General features: G+C 63.6%; 17 protein-coding genes and 1 other RNA gene. 9 read left to right on the top strand and 9 right to left on the bottom strand.

Annotation, left to right across the window (positions count from 1 at the left end):
- Nucleotides 1-16: 16 nt before the first annotated feature.
- The gene (gene gshB / locus ACESMD_RS01315) at nucleotides 17-985 is read right to left on the bottom strand and encodes a glutathione synthase (protein ID WP_372609589.1); all 969 of its coding nucleotides are present in this window, start codon (nucleotides 983-985) and stop codon (nucleotides 17-19) included.
- Between the two features lie 110 nt (nucleotides 986-1,095).
- Complete coding sequence (locus ACESMD_RS01310; protein ID WP_372609587.1) at nucleotides 1,096-1,806, bottom strand: S1 RNA-binding domain-containing protein; 711 nt, start codon at nucleotides 1,804-1,806, stop codon at nucleotides 1,096-1,098.
- A 375-nt stretch (nucleotides 1,807-2,181) separates the two neighbouring features.
- On the opposite strand from ACESMD_RS01310, the gene ACESMD_RS01305 reads away from it, so the two are divergent.
- A complete protein-coding gene (locus ACESMD_RS01305; protein ID WP_372609585.1) occupies nucleotides 2,182-3,621 on the top strand; it encodes a hypothetical protein in 1,440 nt (479 codons plus the stop codon).
- 83 nt (nucleotides 3,622-3,704) lie between these two features.
- On the opposite strand, the gene ACESMD_RS01300 is transcribed toward ACESMD_RS01305, so the two are convergent.
- From ACESMD_RS01300 to ACESMD_RS01290, 3 genes are read right to left on the bottom strand one after another with little or no spacing between them, the layout of a single operon-like run.
- On the bottom strand, nucleotides 3,705-4,430 hold the full coding sequence (locus ACESMD_RS01300) for a 16S rRNA (uracil(1498)-N(3))-methyltransferase (protein WP_372609623.1): 726 nt from the start codon (nucleotides 4,428-4,430) through the stop codon (nucleotides 3,705-3,707).
- 16 nt (nucleotides 4,431-4,446) lie between these two features.
- Nucleotides 4,447-4,962, bottom strand: a complete 516-nt coding sequence (secB, locus tag ACESMD_RS01295) for a protein-export chaperone SecB (protein ID WP_372609583.1) — start codon at nucleotides 4,960-4,962, stop codon at nucleotides 4,447-4,449.
- A 45-nt stretch (nucleotides 4,963-5,007) separates the two neighbouring features.
- Nucleotides 5,008-5,430: a rhodanese-like domain-containing protein gene (locus ACESMD_RS01290; RefSeq protein WP_372609581.1), complete on the bottom strand. Its 423-nt coding sequence runs from the start codon at nucleotides 5,428-5,430 to the stop codon at nucleotides 5,008-5,010.
- A 230-nt stretch (nucleotides 5,431-5,660) separates the two neighbouring features.
- On the opposite strand from ACESMD_RS01290, the gene gpmI reads away from it, so the two are divergent.
- From gpmI to ACESMD_RS01275, 3 genes are all read left to right on the top strand, one after another.
- Nucleotides 5,661-7,229, top strand: a complete 1,569-nt coding sequence (gene gpmI / locus ACESMD_RS01285; RefSeq protein ID WP_372609579.1) for a 2,3-bisphosphoglycerate-independent phosphoglycerate mutase — start codon at nucleotides 5,661-5,663, stop codon at nucleotides 7,227-7,229.
- A 26-nt stretch (nucleotides 7,230-7,255) separates the two neighbouring features.
- Nucleotides 7,256-8,401 carry a murein hydrolase activator EnvC gene (locus tag ACESMD_RS01280; protein ID WP_372609577.1) on the top strand — a complete coding sequence of 382 codons (1,146 nt, stop codon included), beginning with the start codon at nucleotides 7,256-7,258 and terminating at the stop codon, nucleotides 8,399-8,401.
- A gap of 69 nt (nucleotides 8,402-8,470) precedes the next feature.
- The gene (locus ACESMD_RS01275; protein WP_372609575.1) at nucleotides 8,471-9,760 is read left to right on the top strand and encodes a S41 family peptidase; all 1,290 of its coding nucleotides are present in this window, start codon (nucleotides 8,471-8,473) and stop codon (nucleotides 9,758-9,760) included.
- Nucleotides 9,761-9,786: 26 nt separating this feature from the next.
- On the opposite strand, the gene ubiH is transcribed toward ACESMD_RS01275, so the two are convergent.
- The 3 genes from ubiH to ACESMD_RS01260 are packed head-to-tail and all read right to left on the bottom strand — an operon-like array spanning nucleotide 9,787 to nucleotide 13,008.
- Nucleotides 9,787-10,998 (bottom strand): 2-octaprenyl-6-methoxyphenyl hydroxylase, encoded by a 1,212-nt coding sequence (gene ubiH / locus ACESMD_RS01270; protein WP_372609573.1) that lies wholly within the window; start codon nucleotides 10,996-10,998, stop codon nucleotides 9,787-9,789.
- A 58-nt stretch (nucleotides 10,999-11,056) separates the two neighbouring features.
- Nucleotides 11,057-12,394 carry a Xaa-Pro aminopeptidase gene (pepP, locus tag ACESMD_RS01265; RefSeq protein ID WP_372609571.1) on the bottom strand — a complete coding sequence of 446 codons (1,338 nt, stop codon included), beginning with the start codon at nucleotides 12,392-12,394 and terminating at the stop codon, nucleotides 11,057-11,059.
- A 35-nt stretch (nucleotides 12,395-12,429) separates the two neighbouring features.
- Nucleotides 12,430-13,008, bottom strand: a complete 579-nt coding sequence (locus ACESMD_RS01260) for a UPF0149 family protein (RefSeq protein ID WP_372609569.1) — start codon at nucleotides 13,006-13,008, stop codon at nucleotides 12,430-12,432.
- Between the two features lie 179 nt (nucleotides 13,009-13,187).
- Between ACESMD_RS01260 and ACESMD_RS01255 the strand changes: the two genes are divergently transcribed.
- The 3 genes from ACESMD_RS01255 (at nucleotide 13,188) to ACESMD_RS01245 (ending at nucleotide 14,373) form a co-directional block, all read left to right on the top strand.
- The gene (locus ACESMD_RS01255) at nucleotides 13,188-13,487 is read left to right on the top strand and encodes a cell division protein ZapA (protein WP_372609567.1); all 300 of its coding nucleotides are present in this window, start codon (nucleotides 13,188-13,190) and stop codon (nucleotides 13,485-13,487) included.
- A gap of 48 nt (nucleotides 13,488-13,535) precedes the next feature.
- Nucleotides 13,536-13,726: non-coding RNA, 6S RNA (gene ssrS, locus ACESMD_RS01250), on the top strand.
- A gap of 8 nt (nucleotides 13,727-13,734) precedes the next feature.
- Nucleotides 13,735-14,373: a 5-formyltetrahydrofolate cyclo-ligase gene (locus ACESMD_RS01245; RefSeq protein ID WP_372609565.1), complete on the top strand. Its 639-nt coding sequence runs from the start codon at nucleotides 13,735-13,737 to the stop codon at nucleotides 14,371-14,373.
- Between the two features lie 460 nt (nucleotides 14,374-14,833).
- Here the strand turns inward: ACESMD_RS01245 and ilvA are convergent, their stop codons facing one another.
- Complete coding sequence (ilvA, locus tag ACESMD_RS01240; RefSeq protein ID WP_372609563.1) at nucleotides 14,834-16,348, bottom strand: threonine ammonia-lyase, biosynthetic; 1,515 nt, start codon at nucleotides 16,346-16,348, stop codon at nucleotides 14,834-14,836.
- 159 nt (nucleotides 16,349-16,507) lie between these two features.
- Here ilvA and rpiA point away from each other — a divergent pair, with 159 nt between their 5' ends.
- A complete protein-coding gene (rpiA, locus tag ACESMD_RS01235) occupies nucleotides 16,508-17,182 on the top strand; it encodes a ribose-5-phosphate isomerase RpiA (RefSeq protein ID WP_372609561.1) in 675 nt (224 codons plus the stop codon).
- An 88-nt stretch (nucleotides 17,183-17,270) separates the two neighbouring features.
- Complete coding sequence (locus ACESMD_RS01230) at nucleotides 17,271-17,621, top strand: glycine zipper 2TM domain-containing protein (protein WP_372609559.1); 351 nt, start codon at nucleotides 17,271-17,273, stop codon at nucleotides 17,619-17,621.
- Nucleotides 17,622-17,843: the final 222 nt, after the last annotated feature.

Below are 17,843 nucleotides of genomic sequence, written 5' to 3'. Positions count from 1 at the left end.
GGCGTACCCCGGCCGGTCAGGAAGCCCGCTCGTCGATACGGCGGCGGATCGCCTCCATCAACAGACCGCCGATGTCGGTGCCGCGCTGGTCATCGATCTCACGCACGCAGGTCGGGCTGGTGACATTGATCTCTGTGATGTAGTCACCGATGACATCCAGCCCCACGAACATCAAGCCCTTGTCACGGATCATGGGCTGCACCTGACCGATCAACCAGCGATCCCGATCGGTGAGTTCGCGGCTGACCCCGGTCCCGCCGGCGGCCAGGTTGCCACGGGTCTCGCCGGCCATGGGCACCCGGGCGAGGCCGAAGGGCACCGGTTCGCCCTCCACCAGCAGGATACGAGTGTCGCCGGCGCTGATCTCGGGAATATAACGCTGGGCCATGATCTGGCGGGCGCCGCGCTCGGTGAGCATCTCGAGGATCGCCCCCAGGTTGCGACCCTCGGGCTGCACGTGAAAGATACCGGTGCCCCCCATGCCGTCGAGCGGCTTGAAGATGACGTCGCCATGCTCGGCTTGGAAGGCACGCAGCACCGGCTCGCTGCAGGAGACCACCGTCGGCGAGCAGCACTGCGGAAACTGCTGGGCGAAGAGCTTCTCGTTGCACTCCAGCAGCGCCCGGGTGGGATTGACCACCAGCACGCCCTCGCGCTCGGCGAAGCCCAGCAGGTAGACGGCATTGAGGAAGTGGGCATCTACCGGCGGGTCCTTGCGCATGAGGATCACGTCCAGCTCCGCCAGGGGGCGGGCGACGGGGTCGCCCAGGTCAAACCAGTGGCTCGGGTCGCGATGCACCTCGAGCTCACGCATCCGGCCAAAGGACCTGCCGTCGCGCAGGAAGAGGTCTCCCTGCTCCAGATAATGCAGCGCCCACCCGCGATCCCGGGCGGCCCACAGCATGGCCATGGAGGTGTCCTTCTTGTAGGCGATGTCGGTGATGGAATCCATCACCACACCGACCTTCAGCATGCGTTCGCTCATCGATTCGTGTTCCGGCCGGGACATGGAGGAATGAACCGCAGTATGCCGCAGGGGCCACGGCAACTCCAAGGCACCCGGACCAAAACCATCCCGGGGTCAGCGCCTTCAGGTTAGGTCACCAGACGGATGCCGGTCGGTTCCAGGGTGATGTGTCCCTGCTTGTAGAGACGGCCGATGGCCTGCTTGAAGGCACTCTTGCTGATCCTCAGCCGCGCCTTGATCTCGGCGGGCGAACTCTTGTCCGACAAGGGCAGGTAACCGCCGCTCTCGCGCAGCATCCTGAGAATTTCCTCGCCGACGACATCCAGGCGTGCAGACCCCGGCGGCAGGAGGGAGATATCCAGGCGCCGGTCATCACGCAGACGCTTCACATGGCCGCTGAGCCGCTGACCACGGCGCAGCGGCCGGGTCACGTCATCCTGATAGAGCAGCCCCCAGAAACGATGATTCACCACCACCTTGAAGCCGAGGTCCGTAGGGTCGGCGACCACCAGGGCAACCTCCTCCCCTGCCGAGAGGCCCACCGCTACATCTTCCAGGAAGCGGTCGAGTCGTTGTGAGGCCACCGGCCGACCCTGCTGGTCCTCGTAGACCTTCACCAGCACCCGCTTGCCGACACCGGGACGGAAATGCTGTTCCCCGTAGGGCAGCAGCAGATCCCTGGGGTGGCCCCAGTCGAGGAAGGCGCCGGTGTCGTTGACGGTCACCACCTCGAGGTAGGCCACCTCGCCCACCTCGACCCTTGGGACAGGGAAATTCCGTGTAGCGGAAGCACGAGGCGCGGCGGGACGCGGGGTACGGCGGTCGGGCGAGTCGGACATGGGAGCTTCCAGCGCAGGCAGGGGCGGCCTATTGTCGTAAAATTTGCCCTGCTTTTGTAGTTTTTCCAATATTTCCTGCTATTATTTTTTTGGTTTGCTATAATTTGTGACGCTGATCTCCTTTTTGCGACAGCAGCAAAACTTCCGCATTTCGAGCATAAGCCCTTTCTCAGGGGCTTTTAGTTGTTGATAAAGACAAGCAAGATAGGATTGCCATGACCCCCCCCCCCCGTTAGTGCACGTCATCACGAAGAATCCTCTGCCCGCATCCCCTACGGCTCAAGTCCGAGCCGGGACTTTGAAGACGAGATCGATTTACTGGCCTTAATCAAGTCCGTACTCCGAACCTGGAAGGCTTGGCTGATCGCCGCGATCTTGCTGTCTATTCTGTTCGGTGCTTTTCAAATCTACGGCTACCTTTCGCGTAGCGAGAGTGTGCCCTTCACCAAGGTGATTACGCTCACTTTCGAGGGCGCCGATGAAGGCAAATACCCAAGTGGTGCGCCTTACCGTATCCAGGATATTATTGCTCCCGCCGTGCTGCGTTCAGTTTACGCGGATCTGAATATTGAGGATCAAGGCCTTTCGGCGGCGGACTTTCAGAGCAGAATCAGCGTTGAGCCCTATACACCCTATTACCGGGCGATTATCGCTAAATACGAGGCTTTACTGGATCCTAAAAACCAGAATTACGAGCAGATTAAAGCGTTGCAAGAGCGCAAGCGTCGCGAGCTCAGCGCCGCATTAAGCAGTGCTGCCCTCATCACTTTTGATCCCGCCGGCTCCGATCTCTCGGCGGCAACCGTTGATGAGGTGGTCACTCAAGTTCCAGAGCGCTGGGCTCGCCAGGCAATTGTCGATAAGGGCGTGTTAAAAACGGATGTCCAGCTAACCTCTGCTCGGACGCTCGAGCAGTCTCTGTTTGCAAATGTCGACTACGTGGTGCTTAGTGACATTTTCGCGGAAAAAACTGAGGCCTTGAAGCAGAATATTGACAAGATCAACCAGCTGGCAGGCGCTGCCACGGTACGTGATCCGGAGACGGGCTGGACTCTCAGTGATCTACGATCGAATTTGCACGATCTGAAAAACTACCGCATCGACAAACTGATGTCGCCCATTCGTTCTCTGGGTCTGAGTCGTACACCACGGCTGGCTATCTTGTACTTTGAGGAAAAGCGGGAAGTCCTGCAGGACAAGCAGACCCAGCTTCAGGAGGAAAGCGACCTGATCCAAGCGGCCTACGAGTCGTATAGCGCGGACCCAAACCTGAGGTCCCCGGCTGGTGAAGGCGGGCCGGGAACTGCGCCAGCTTATCCTGGCATGATGCCCCAGCTCGGTGGTGAGATGTTGGACAAGCTACTTAAAGTGGCTGGCGAAGATTCCGCGGAAGAGTACCGACAGCTGCTCAACAACCGCTGGTTGGCAGCAAACCTCGAGGTGGCCGAGGTAAAGGGAGAGGTTCGAAACATAGACCGTATTATTGAAGCGGTGGCTGGTAGTCAAAAGGACGCACCCACGGTTGAACTGCGGGACGAATACTTGCAACGTGCGGAAGCCGGGTTTCCCGAAATCGTAAGCCGTCTCCGCGATTTTTACGATATTAACTGGCGCATTTACGAGCAAATAAGTCGTGAACGCGTTGGTAGCGTGGGTTATTTGTATAAAGATGGTCACCAAGGTGTTTTGCGAGCCAGTGCAATGCCAAATCTGACGCGTACCTTGCTGGTTTATATTGCGCTGATGGCCGCCATGACCTTTGTGCTTGTTCCCGCCGTGATGACTCGCAACGCGATGAAAGAGCGGTCTGAGTAGAATCCTGGCGAGTTCGCTTGCTTGTATATCGCCAGCTGGCCGAATAATGGAGAGATCAATGATGACAGTATACGGGGCACCGCTCAGAGATCCCCGAAACGGTGCTGCAGCAACGACAGCGCCACCACCGGGGCCGTCTCGGTGCGCAGGATACGCGGGCCCAGGCTCAGCGCGACGAACCCCGATGCTCGGGAGACCACGACTTCGCCGTCGGACAGACCGCCCTCGGGGCCGATCAGCAGAGCCACCGATGGGGGAGGCTCGAAACCGTCCAGGCTACCGGGCGTACCAGGATGCAATACTAGCCGCAGGGGCTCATGGCGCTCGGTCAACCAGTCGGACAGCCGCCGCGCAGGATGTACCGGCGGCAGGGTGGCGCGACCACACTGCTCGCAGGCGCTGGCGGCCACCGCCTGCCAGTGGGCGAGCTTTCTCGTCTCGCGCTCGCCCTTGAGGTGCACGTCACCCTGCTCGGTGTAGAGCGGCGTGATCTCCGCCACGCCAAGTTCCACGGCCTTCTGGATGGCGTAGTCCAGGCGATCTCCCTTGGAGATCGCCTGGCCCAGATGCACTGCCAGGGGAGACTCGCCCCGGCCCGCCTCGACGGCCTCGATACGTGCCACCACCCGCTTGCGCCCGATGGCGACCAATACCGCGGTCGCCTCATGCCCGTCGCCGTCGAACAGGCGGAGGAGATCTCCCTCGCCGAGGCGCAGGACACGAGAAAGGTGATGAGCGGGACCCTCCGGCATAACGACGTCGCCGCCGACGATGAAGTCGGCGGCGACATGAACCCGTGGCACCTTCATGGCCACGACGGCAGCCTCACTGGGTCGCCTGGGCGCCCTGCTGCTCGGCCTGGCGCTTCTTCCTCTGGGCATAGATCGCCTCGAAGTTGACGGGCGCCAACATCAGCGGCGGGAAGCCACCACGATTGACCAGGTTGTCGATGCACTCTCGGGCATAGGGAAAGAGCACATTGGGGCAGAAGGCGCCCAGGGTATGATCGAGCTGCTCGCCTTCGATGCCGCTGATCTTGAACAGGCCAGCCTGCTGGATCTCGGCCAGGAAGGAGGTCGTGCCTTCCTCGCTGTGGTTGACCTGAGCGGTGACCTTGACCACCACTTCGAAGAGGTCTTCCTGCACCTGCTGGCTGGTGGTGTTCAGATCGAGGTTGACCTTGGGCTTGAAGGGCTGCTGGAAAACCGCCGGCGAGTTTGGCGCCTCGAAGGAGATGTCCTTGACATAGATGCGCTGAACGGCGAACTGGAGCTTGGGTTTTTCCTGCTCACCAGCGGGCTGGTTGCCAGCGCCGGCGTTCTGATTGTTGTCTTCCGCCATGGGAAAGATCCTTTGAAACGATGAACGAAATGGGAATTGGCGTGGTTACTTCTTGACCACGGGCATGCCATCGGTCTGCCACTGGGTGATGCCACCCTTGAGCTTTATCACCCGCTCGAAACCGGCCGTGGTCAGCTTGCCCATGGCCGCACCGGAACTCTGGCCATGCTTGCAGACCACGATGATCGGCTTGTCCTTGACCTTATTGAGCTCGGTCATGCGGACATCGAGCTTGCTCTGGGGGATATTGCGCGCCCCCGCGATATGCCCGGCCTTGAAATCATTGGCCTCGCGAATATCGACCACCACGGCATCCTCGCGATTGATCAGTTGGGTCGCCTCGCTGGAGTTCACACCGCTGGCCCCACTGTTGCGAAGCTCGTAGAAGATCCAGGCGAACAACACCATCAGGAAGGCGGCCACCAGCAATGGGTGATTCTGCACGAATTCAAACAACTGATCGATCATGGGTCTGGAACACTTATGTCGCGGTGCAGGATTTCTCGGTGCACGATGGATGAAAGACGACGCTCATCTGGCCACCACGCCGTTGAGCGGCGCCTAGTATACACCAAGACGGCAGCGGAGCAGACCGGCCGCCATGACGCTCGCCACCACCCTGCGTTATGATGCCGCAACATGCGACGAGTCGCGACCCTGAAGATCCTCGGGTCGCCAACGAACGAGGAAGCCCACCCATGAGCGATGTTTCGACGCCCCGCCCCGTGGCCCTGATCATCCTGGATGGCTACGGCCACAACCCGGATGCCGCCCACAATGCCGTCGAGGCGGCTCGTACACCGGTAATGGATCGTCTCAAGCAGGAACACCCCAGTACCCTGATCCACACCGATGGACGCCATGTGGGTCTGCCGGACGGGCAGATGGGCAACTCTGAGGTCGGACACATGAACCTCGGGGCCGGTCGTATCGTCTACCAGGACTTTACCCGGATCACCAAGGCCATCGAGGACGGCGACCTGGACGGTATCGCCGAACTCACCACCCCCATCGACGCGGCCGTGGCCCACGGCAAGGCGGTACACCTGCTCGGCCTGCTTTCGCCGGGTGGGGTACACAGCCACGAGGACCATTTCATCGCCATGGCCGAGATGGCCGTCCGACGCGGCGCGACACGCCTCTACCTGCATGCCTTCCTCGACGGCCGCGACATGCCGCCGCGCAGCGCCAAGGCCTCCATCGAGCGTGCCAATGCCTGTCTGGCAGGGCTGGTCGGCGCCGAGAACGGCTTCGTGGCCTCGATCATCGGCCGCTACTTCGCCATGGACCGCGACAACCGCTGGGACCGCGTCGAGAAGGCCTATCGCCTGGTCACCGAGGGCGAAGGCGAATTCGATGTGGCCAGCGCCGAGGCCGGGCTGCGCGATGCCTACGCGCGCGGGAAGAACGACGAGTTCGTCAGCGCCACCAGCATTCGCCCCGCTGGCACTCCGGTGCGCATTGAGGACGGCGATGCCGCCATCTTCATGAACTTCCGGGCCGACCGCGCCCGAGAGCTGACCCGCGCATTCACCGAGGACGGTTTCAGTGGCTTCACCCGTCGCGCGAGACCGCGACTCGCCGCCGATGGCCTGGTGATGCTGACCCAGTATGCCGCCGACATTCCGGCCACCGCCGCCTTTCCCCCGGCGGAGCTGCACAACACTCTGGGCGAGGTGATGGAGACCCGGGGCCTGACCCAGTTGCGTATCGCCGAGACGGAGAAGTATGCCCACGTCACCTTCTTCTTCTCCGGCGGCCGTGAGGCCGAGTACCAGGGCGAGACCCGCATCCTGGTGCCCTCGCCCCAAGAGGTGAAGACCTACGACGAGAAGCCGGAGATGAGTGCCGAGGAAGTCACCGACCGACTGGTGGAGGCCATCGATTCCGGCCAGTTCGATCTGGTCGTCTGTAACTACGCCAACGGCGACATGGTCGGCCATACCGGCGACTTCGATGCTGCCGTCAAGGCCATCGAGACCGTCGACCACAGCCTGGGCCGGGTGATCGAGGCTATCGGACGTGCCAAGGGCGCCTGTCTGGTCACCGCCGATCACGGCAACGCCGAGCAGATGGTCAATCCTCAGACCGGTGAGCCCCAGACAGCCCACACCACCTTCAGCGTGCCACTGGTCTATGTCGGTGAGCGTCCGGCCAGGCTGCTCGATGACGGTCGCCTCTGTGACATCACCCCGACCCTGCTGGCCATGATGAATCAGCCGATCCCCGAGGAGATGGCGGGCCAGGCGCTGATCGATTTCACCTGAGCACGCAGCCGAAAGAGGGGCGGGGAATGACAAGAAGCCCCATCGCACTGGCCATCCTGTTGGCCCTCTCGCTCTCCCTGCCGCTTCAGGCCCAGCCCAGGGAAAGTGAAGAGGCCGCACGGGAACGCCTCGATGCCATTGGCGAGGAAATCCAGGCGTTGTCCGGACGCCTTGCCACCACGCGCGGGGCCCGTGACGAGGCAGACACGGCGCTGCGGGAGGTGGAAACCTCACTGGCCGAGACCCACCGCCGCCTCGACACCCTCCAGGCCGAGCGGCGGGCGCTCGGCGACGAGGTTACCGCCCTCGAAGCCGCTCGCGAACGCCTCGAGACGGAACGCGATGATCAGCTCGAGGCCCTCGGGGCCCAGCTCGACGCCCTCTATCGCCTGGGTCTAACGCCTCAGTTGAAGCTGCTGCTCAACCAGGACGACCCGGCCCGTCTCGACCGGCTCCAGCATTACCTCAACCACCTGGCCCGGGCCCGCAATGCCCGGCTGGACGAGATCGCCCGGCTCGACCAGGCCCTGGCCGACAATCGCCGGGAACTCGAGGCGCGCGGCGAACGCCTCGACGCCCTGGCCGACGAGCTGGCCGCTCGCAGTACTGAGCTCTCCCGGCAGATGGCCGAGCGGGCCGCCATCGTCGGCGAGCTCGACAGCCGCTACGCAAGCGAGCAGGCCCGGATGGAGGCCCTCGCCCAGGACCGTGCCAACGCCGAGACGGTGCTGAACCGGATCCAGGAAGAACTCGCCCGGCTGCAACGTCCGCCGCCCTCCACGGCCATCCAACAGACCCAGGGCGAGCTGCCCTGGCCGGTGCAGGGGGCCATCGCCTCGGGCTATCGGCGGGGTGACGGCGTCCACCGCAATGGCATCCTCATCCATGCCGCCGAGGGCAGTCCCGTCCAGGCGGTTCACGCCGGGCGCGTGGTCTTCGCCGACTGGATGCGCGGCTTCGGCAACCTGTTGATCGTCGACCACGGCGACCAGGTCATGACCCTGTATGCCCATCTGCAGCATTTCGAGGCTCGGGTGGGGCAGGCCTTGTCCCGGGGGGAGCCGCTGGGTGCGGTGGGGGCGAGCGGCGGACAGCCCCGCGCGGCGCTCTACTTCGAGGTGCGCCGCGCCGGAGATCCCATCGATCCACAGTCCTGGATAGCCGCGCGATGAGCGCCCCCTTCCCCGGGACCTTGCCCACGGGCTATGCTGGCATCCCCGTCCCGGAACAGCGGAGATCGCATGCTTCCAAGTCCCATCGACCCTGCGATGATGCCACGACGGCTGATCGCGACCCTCTTGACTCTCGTCCTGCTGGCCTTGCCGCTGTCCTCGGTGGCCAGCAACGGGAATGACGACCTGCCGGTGGAAGACATCCAGATCTTCGCCGAGGTCTTCGAACGCATCAAGCGCGCCTACGTCGAGGAAGTCGAGGACAGCACCCTGCTGCGCAACGCCATGCGTGGCATGCTTAGAGAGCTTGACCCCCATTCGGCCTACCTGGACGAGGAGGAATTCCAGAGCCTGCGCGAATCCACCGAGGGCGAATTCGGCGGTGTGGGCATCGAGGTCAGCCTGCAGGACGGACAACTCACGGTGATCACCCCCATCGATGACACTCCGGCCTCCCGCGCTGGCCTGCAGGCCAGGGACGTGATCCTGCGCATCGACGACACCCCCACCGAGCGGCTTTCACTCCAGGACGCGGTCAACTTGATGCGCGGCGACCCGGGGTCGGACATCCAGCTCACCATCATGCGCCAGGGGGAGGAGACCCCGCGTTCCTTCACCCTGACCCGGGAGGTCATCCGTACCCGGAGCGTGCGAAGTGAGCTGCTTGAGCCCGGCTACGGCTACCTCAGGGTCAGCCAGTTCCAGAGCCGCACCGGCGACCAGGTGCGCAGTGCCATTACCGAGCTGGAGAGTGACGGGGCCCTCAACGGCCTGGTGCTGGACCTGCGCAACAACCCCGGCGGTGTGCTGCAGGCCGCCGTGGCCGTGGCCGACGCCTTCCTCGACGAGGGTCTCATCGTCTACACCGAGGGGCGCCTGCCGGATTCCGCGATGCGCTTCTCGGCAGGTCGGGAAACCGCCGCGCCCGAGGTTCCGCTGGTGGTGCTGATCAACGGCGGTAGCGCCTCGGCAGCGGAGATCGTCGCCGGGGCTCTGCAGGACCAGCGCCGCGGCGTGGTGATGGGCACCGAGAGCTTTGGCAAGGGATCCGTGCAGCAGATCATGCCGCTGGGCAATGGCGAGGGCCTCAAGCTGACCACCGCGCTCTACTTCACCCCGGGAGGGCGTTCGATCCAGGCCCTGGGCATCGAGCCCGATGTCCAGGTGGTCAGGGGGCGCCTGGAGGTTGCCGAGTCCAGCCGGCAGGTGCGCGAGGCCGACCTCGAGGGCCATCTGCGCTCCCGCGAGGACCCTCGGGAAGACACCGAGACCAGCGAGCGACTGCGCGAGGACTACCAGCTCGGCGAGGCGCTCAATCTGCTCAAGGCATTGAATGTATTGAGCCGACGGGACGGCTGATCACCAGGACCCGGGGCCTTGCTCGGCTATCGCTCCAGGCCCATGGCGCGTCGGGCCAGGGACCGCCGTAGAGGCCCTGCCAGGTTAAGTCCCACGAGCCCGGCGGCCCGGGCCCTGGACAGCAGGACATTGTCGATCCCGAAGAGGCGGATCAGACCGTCGCTGAAACGGATCACATTGCGACGATCCGGCCGGCGGCGGGCCTCGAAATCCTCCAGCACGGTCATGTCCCCCGGGCTTTCGCCACGCGCCTGACCCGCCTCGATGGCAGCGACCAGATCCATAACCCCGCGCAGGGCCAGATTGAAGCCCTGGCCGGCCACCGGATGCAGGGAATGGGCGGAATTACCCAGCACGGCCAACCCCGGTCGGACGAATTCCCTCGCCGTGATCAGCGACAGCGGATAGGCGTAGCGGGTGCCGACACGCCTGAACCGTCCGACCCGGTCGCCGAAGGCCGCCTGGAGCTCGGCCAGGAAGTCTCCATCGGAAAGTGCCATCCGCCTCGTCTCCTGTCCGGCGACATGGGTCCATATCAGCTCCATGGCCTGTCCTTTCAGGGGCAACAGCGCCATGGGGCCTTGCGAGGTGAAACGTTCCCAGGCCAGACCATCATGGGGCTGGCTCGTCGCCACGCTAGCGATCACCGCCACCTGCCCATAGGGTGACTCCCGGCTCTCGATGCCCAGGCGCTCCTTGAGCCCGGAACGTCCCCCTTCGGCCAGCACCGTCAGCCCGGCTTCCAGCCGGCTGCCATCGGAGAGGCCCAGTCGATGGCCTCCCCCCATGGGCTCTATGCTCTCGACCCGCGCCGGGCAGTGCCATTCCAGGGGCAGCTCGGCCAGCCGGCGATGGAGCACTCGCCCCATCCAGGCATTGGGGATGACATGCCCCAGGGCCTCCACCCCGAGCTCATCGTGGCGCAGGCGGGTCGCACCGAAACGCCCCTGTTCGCTGATGTGGATCTGCCGGATCGGCGTTGCCTCCTCGTCCATGGCCTCCCAGAGCCCCATGGCCGCGAAGTGCCGTGCCGAGCCTTCGGCGATGGCGCTGGCCCGGGCATCGAAACTGGGCTGCCAGGTCGTGGCCGCCTGATCCAGTAGGGGGGCGGCCTCGATCACCGCCACCGAGAGTCCCTGGTGCTCGATCAAGGCCGCCAGGGCAGAGCCCAGGCTGGCACCCACCAGACCACCACCGATGATGGCGATATCCACAGGATGGCCGTCTTTCGCGGTCATCGAGGTCTCCTGAGATCGGGTGTATGGGATAACGGCAAGAAGCCGTCCCTTTTACTGGTCATTGTCCAGCCATCAGGGCCTCGATATCCACCACCCGCTTGGGCACCGAGGCCGTGAGAACCTCGCGCCCCTCGGCGGTGACCACCACGTCATCCTCGATACGGATGCCGATACCGCGGAAGGCCTCGGGAATATCCTCGTCGACGGGAATGTAGAGTCCCGGCTCGACGGTCAGCACCATGCCCGGTTCCAGACGCCGCGGCTTTCCTTCACGGCGATAGGTGCCCACGTCGTGCACATCGAGTCCCAGCCAGTGGGAGGTGGAGTGCAGGTAGAAGCGACGATACCCCTCGTCGTCGATGCGGGCCTGTACCTCGCCTTCCAGCAGGCCCAGGCCGATCAGGCCCTCGATGAGGCCTCGTACGACCCCTTCGTGGATCTCGACCAGCGTCGTCCCCGGCCGGATCGCAGCAACGGCGCGCTCCTGAACCGCCAGTACTATCTCGTAGAGGGCACGCTGGGACTCGCTGAATCGGCCATTGACCGGGAAGGTGCGGGTAATGTCACCGGCATAGAGGTCGAACTCGGCGCCCGCATCGATCAGCACCAGATCGCCGTCACGCAGGACATCCCGATTCTCGATGTAGTGCAGCACACAGGCATTGGCGCCGCCCCCGACGATACTGGCATAGGCGGGCCCGCTGCCGCCCTGCCACTGAAACTCGTGCTCCAGCTCGGCCTGGAGGTGATATTCGGCGAGCCCCGGCCGTGTCGCCTGCATGGCACGGACATGGGCCCGCGCCGATATCTCGGCGGCATGGCGCAGCAACACCCGTTCCGCCTCGCTCTTGATCTGGCGCTGCTCGTGGAGCAGCGGTGCGAGATCGGCGAACACCTCGGGAGACGGCGCCCCTCGCCGCGCCCGTCCCGCGAGGCGTGCCCGACAATCGTCTGCCAGGGCAAGGGCCTCGGCATTCGCCAGGGGCAAATACAGATGACAACGGCTATCCAGAAGGTCGAGAAGGCGTTGGTCGCGTTCGTGATTCTCGAAGGCCTGGTCGACGCCATGTTCTCGCACCGCCCCCTCGGCGCCCAATCGGATGCCGGTCCAGGCTTCCATGGCCGGGTCGCGATCCTGGCAGAAGAGCACGGTTTCCCCCTCCTCTCGCCCCGGCAGCAATACCAGGAGGGCATCGGGCTCGGGGAAGCCGGTCAGGTAGTGGAAATCGCTGTCCTGGCGAAAGGCAAAGTCACTGTCCCGCGAGCGGGAGATCATGCCGGCGCCCGGCAACAGGACGGTGCTGCCTTCCGGCAGGGACACCATCAGCGCCTCGCGGCGAGTCCGGTAGTCGGCGTTGGAGATCGGGGCGGGACGGGGAAGAATCTCGGGAAGCATCGCGGCTCCTGAAAAAGGGATGGTATCGACGTCTATCAGTGAGGCGTATTGTCCTCGGCATTCTCGACCCGGGGCTTGCCCGGATGCTGCTCGGTGTAGAGCAGCATGGCGGCCAGGCGGGCATGCTCGGTCAGGGCGAAGAGGTCGTTCTCGTTCTCGGCGCTGTCGTCGAGGTCGGCCTCCATGGTCGCCAGGGCCTGGAGATCCTGCAGGGCCTCACGCAGGGCCGAAGACCAGGTCTCGGCTGGCTCGGCACCGGCATCCTCGATCACCTCGAGAAAGCCCAGGGTCCACTCCTTGAGGCCCTGGGCACGCTCGGCGAGGGAGAAGAGCCCATCCGGCAGCAGGGGCTCGAAGTCGAGTTCCGCGGCCGTCAGGGCATCCAGTGTCTGACGCCGCCAGGCCAGGAAACGTTCGGCGCTGGGCTCGTCCCTCGGCTGCTCCACGCCCAGGGTGAGGCAGACCTGCTCCAGCCAGGTGTCGGCAGGCAGATCATGCAGGGCCAGGGCGGCGCAGAGACGACCATCGAGAAAGGCGGGCGACTGCATGCTACCGTGCAGCAGAAAGAGGTCGGCGATGGATGAAAAATCCTGGCGTTCGTTGATCAATGACATGACAAATCCTTGATGGAACCGAGTATGCCGGGCGTTCCGGTCTTCCGGACAGATTGACCGCCAGAGAAGCGCTCTCTTATAGTAAACATACGAGTCGTATGCTGCACGGATGTTAACGCATCGGACCCCCGAAGGCGCGACCATCGCCACCGACCGAGTGCACCGAACCGGAGCCCGTCATGACCGATGCCCCACGCCAGACCAAGGAAATCACCCTGCTGGGTGGCAGCTATGTCGTTGCCTGTCCCCCGCAGGAGGAAGCCAAGCTCGAACGGGCCGCACGTTACCTGGACCGGGCGATGCACGGTATCCACGCCCAGGGAAAGGTGCTCGGCGCCGAGAAGATCGCCATCATGGCAGCCCTGAACATCACCCATGAACTGCTCGAGGCCCTCGACACCCAGCGTGACGGCGAGGAGACCCTAAGCCAACTCAGCACCCGCCTGGAGAAGGCATTGATCGACATGCCTGGCCGCTGATCCAGCATCTCCGCTTTGGCCTCAACCGCTGCTCTGTTAGGATGGGAGGGTTCCCTGGGGTGTTTGCCAGTCGTTATCGTCCCTCGAGCCTATGCGCATTACCCAGGGGGCCATATGCTAGCCGAGCCTGTGTGCATGTCCGTGCGACGGAAAGCCTGACGGTTCGGCTGCGGCCACCCACCTTGACCTTGAACCACTGGGTTCAAGGGCCAGAACGACAGCGGCACTCTGGGGAACCTCATCCGACATGACAATCATGCAGGATTCCGCCGCACCCTCTCCCTCCGATGACGAACGTCGCAGCCTGCGCCGTGCGCTGCGCAAGCGTCGCCGTGCCTTGACGCCGAGCCAGCGCCACGAGGCAGCACTCCGCCTGTGCCGACACCTCAGGCAACTGCCGGAGGTGCAGCGCGCCCGCCGTATCGCCCTCTACCTGCCCAACGACGGCGAGATCGACCCTACGCCGATGCTGTCCTGGTTGCGCCGACGCAAGGTGCACATCCATCTGCCGGTGCTGCGCCCGCTGTCCCGCAATGCCCTCTGGTTCGTCCATTACCATGCCGATACGCCCATGGTGGTCAACCGCTTCGGCATTCCCGAACCCGACACCCGCCATGGCGCCCATCGGGCTCACCGGCGTCCGGCCTGGGCGCTGGACCTGATTCTGGTGCCGCTGGTGGGCTTCGATGCCGCCGGCCAGCGCATCGGCATGGGTGGCGGCTTCTATGATCGGACCCTGGCCTTTACCCGGCAGCGCAGACCCAGGCCCCGATTGATCGGCCTGGCTCACGGCTGCCAGCGTGTCGAGCAACTGCCGGTGCAGTCCTGGGACGTGCCGCTGGACGCCATCGTCACCGACTGGGAGGTGATCCGTCCCCGAGGCTGAAGGCCGGATACAGGAACGGGTCGATGCGAGAGGCATCGACCCGTTCGGGGAACGTTCTGGTCATGGCACTATTGACCGATGGATCATGTGATCAACGAACCATGATCCTGCCTTGACGGCTAATCACCGGTATCGGGTTAACCCCCTGCCAGTGCCTGGGCATAGCCGGTTGCCACCACACCAATGCCGAAGATCAGCACCAATGCCATGACCAGATCGGGCTTGCGCTTCATTGTCGACTCCATGGGAGACTCGACCACAAGGGTCGGGGGGAAAACTCGTCGAAAACGTCGTGTCGTGTCGCCTCCAATGCCTCTGGAGCGTCGGCAACGGCACGACTATAGGTCCAGTACCGGCATCAGGACAACCTAATACCCGGTCGAGTTACATTTTTAAACAGTCGGCAGCTCTCGGCTAGACGGTAAGTCAGCGCTCACCTCGACCCCTGGCGGGGACAGGGTCAGGCCATGAAGAGACGATAGGCCGGATTGTCGGATTCCTTCCAGTAGCGATAGCCGATCTCGTCGAAATACTCCTCGACATGGGCGCGGTCGCCGTTGGGTACCTGCATGCCCACCAGCACCCGGCCGTAGGCGGCGCCGTGGTTGCGATAGTGGAACAGCGAGATGTTCCAGTCCTGGGGTAGATGGGTGAGGAAGTTCATCAGCGCCCCGGGACGCTCCGGGAACTCGAAACGGTAGACCTCCTCGTCGAAGTGCTCTCTGGGGCGACCGCCACCCAGGTGACGAATATGCAGTTTGGCCAGTTCGTTGTCGGTCAGATCCTCCACCGGGTAGCCGCCATCCCTCAGCCGGCCGATCACCGCCTGGCGATCCTCGCCACCGGGCTTGACCTGGACACCGACGAAGATATGGGCGTTGTCGGGATCGGCATAGCGATAGTTGAACTCGGTGACCATGCGTTTGCCGATGGTCTTGCAGAACTTCTTGAAACTGCCGGGCTTTTCCGGAATCGTCACCGCCAGGATCGCCTCGCGCTGTTCGCCCAGTTCGGTGCGCTCGGCGATGTGCTGGAGGCGGTCGAAGTTGGTGTTGGCGCCGGAGTTGATGCAGATGAGGGTCTGGCCCTCGGCCCCGGTCTGCTGGATATACTTCTTCAGGCCGGCCAGCGACAGGGCACCCGAGGTCTCGGAAACGGCGCGGGTATCCTCGAAGATATCCTTCACCGCCGCACACATCTCGTCGGTGTTGACGGTGATGACGTCATCGATGAGGTCGCGGATGATCGAGAAGGGCACCTCGCCGATCTGCGCCACCGCCACCCCCTCGGCGAAGACGCCGACCTGGTCGAGCACCACCCGTTCACCGGCCGCCAGGGCAGCCTTGAGACAGGCGCTATCCTCGGATTCCACACCGATCACCTTGATGTCCGGGCGCAGATACTTGATATAGGCCAGCATACCGGCTATCAGGCCGCCGCCGCCCACGGGCACGAAGATGGCATCGATGGGACCACTGTGCTGGTGCAGGATCTCCATGGCGATGGTGCCCTGCCCGGCGATGACGTCGATGTCATCGAAGGGCGGGATATAGATATAGCCGTGTTCCTTGATCAATTCCTGGGCATGGACGGCCGCCTCGGCGAAGGCATCCCCCTTAAGCACCACCCGGGCGCCCCGGGCACGAACCGCCTGGACCTTGATTTCCGGCGTGATCCGCGGCATCACGATCACCGCCTTGACGCCCATCTGCTTGGCCGCCATGGCCAGGCCCTGGGCATGGTTGCCCGCCGAGGCGGCGATCACGCCCTTGGCCTTCTGCTCCTCGCTGAGTTGCGCCATCTTGTTGTAGGCACCACGAATCTTGAAGGAGAAGACCGGTTGCAGGTCTTCGCGCTTGATCAAGATCTGGTTGTTAAATCGCCGGGACAGGAAGGGGGCAGGCGTGATGGGCGTTTCCAGGGCCGCTTCATAGACACGGGCCTGGAGGATCTTCTTGACAGTCGATTCGAGCATCCTGATGTCCCAAGGGGTAACGCGAGTGGTGCAGAGACATGTGCTGCACTGCGGAGAACACCTATTGGTAGCATTGTGGCGGCCCCGAGTCCAGCCGGCATCGGCAGGGAACCCCCTCTGCTCTATAATGGCCTGCGACCATCAACCAGCGAGCATCCCATGACTCAGGACGAACTCAAGGACGCCGTGGCGGCGGCCGCCATCGCCGAAATTACCCCGCGGCTGGAGCGCGATACCATCCTGGGCATCGGCACGGGCTCCACGGCGAACCGGTTCATCGACCGCCTGGCGGCACTGCGTGACGACTTCCAGGGCGCCGTGGCCAGCTCCGAGGCCAGTGCCGAGCGTCTGCGCGGCCACGGCATCGAGGTCTTCGAGCTCAACAGCGTCGGTACCCTGCCCTTCTATATCGATGGCGCGGACGAAGTGAACGCTCACTTGCAGATGATCAAGGGCGGCGGCGCGGCCCTGACCCGCGAGAAGATCGTCGCCGCCTGCAGCAGGCGGTTCATCTGTATTGCCGATGCCTCGAAACGGGTCGAACGGCTAGGGGATTTTCCACTGCCCATCGAGGTGATCCCCGTGGCGCGCTCCTACGTGGCAAGGGAACTGGTCAAGCTCGGCGCCGATCCCGTCTATCGCCAAGGCGTGGTCACCGACAACGGCAACCAGATCATCGACTGCTTCGATTTCATGATCGATGACCCCGTCGCCATGGAAGCACGCCTCAACGGCATCGTCGGCGTGGTCACCAACGGCCTCTTCGCCGCCCGGGGTGCCGACGTGCTGTTGCTCGGGTCGGATCGCGGCGTGGAAAGACTCACCCTGGACTGAGAACCACCAAGACACTTTTGGCTGGAAATCATATGGTTCAGGCATTGAATCCCCTATCGGATCGAGTTGTGTCGCACTGCCTGTGACCATGAAGGCTTATGTGCGACACCAGACGGATGCACTCGCTTTATCCGCCTATTCTGATTGTATCGGTGAACGGCAGCAGCACCGCGCCAAGGGTCACTTCCGCTGCGAGTTCCACCTCTTCAACCGAGAAACCACCATGATACGAATCAAGCCTCTGTTAACGATTGTCGCCATTGCAACGCTGCTGCTTGGCCTGACGGCATGTTCCGGCATGTCGCGCCAGGACAGGAACACGGCCATTGGCGCCGGCGCCGGGGCCGTGGGTGGCTCCGTACTCACCGGCGGCAGCGCCATCGGCACCGTGGGCGGAGCCGCCGTCGGCGGCGTGATCGGCCACGAAGTCAGCAAGTGATTCCTGAACCACCAACCCGGCAGGGCCTTCTCTAGCGCCTATGCTTGGCTTAGGTGAGGCAAGGGAAGTGAAGTGCCTGAACAGGATGTTGCACCAGGCGCCGCACGGATTGCGGTGCGACCCATCGAGTTGGTCCCCATGACCGCTTCTGAAGTGGTCCCCTAAATTCGGACCAGGCGCTAAGCTCTGATCATTCCGACAGGAGAACCTGATCATGAGCAG

The sequence above is a fragment of the Halomonas sp. genome (assembly GCF_041689495.1).
In the GTDB taxonomy this organism is placed as follows: Bacteria; Pseudomonadota; Gammaproteobacteria; order Pseudomonadales; family Halomonadaceae; genus Halomonas.
This window is presented reverse-complemented; position numbering and strand designations above follow the sequence as displayed.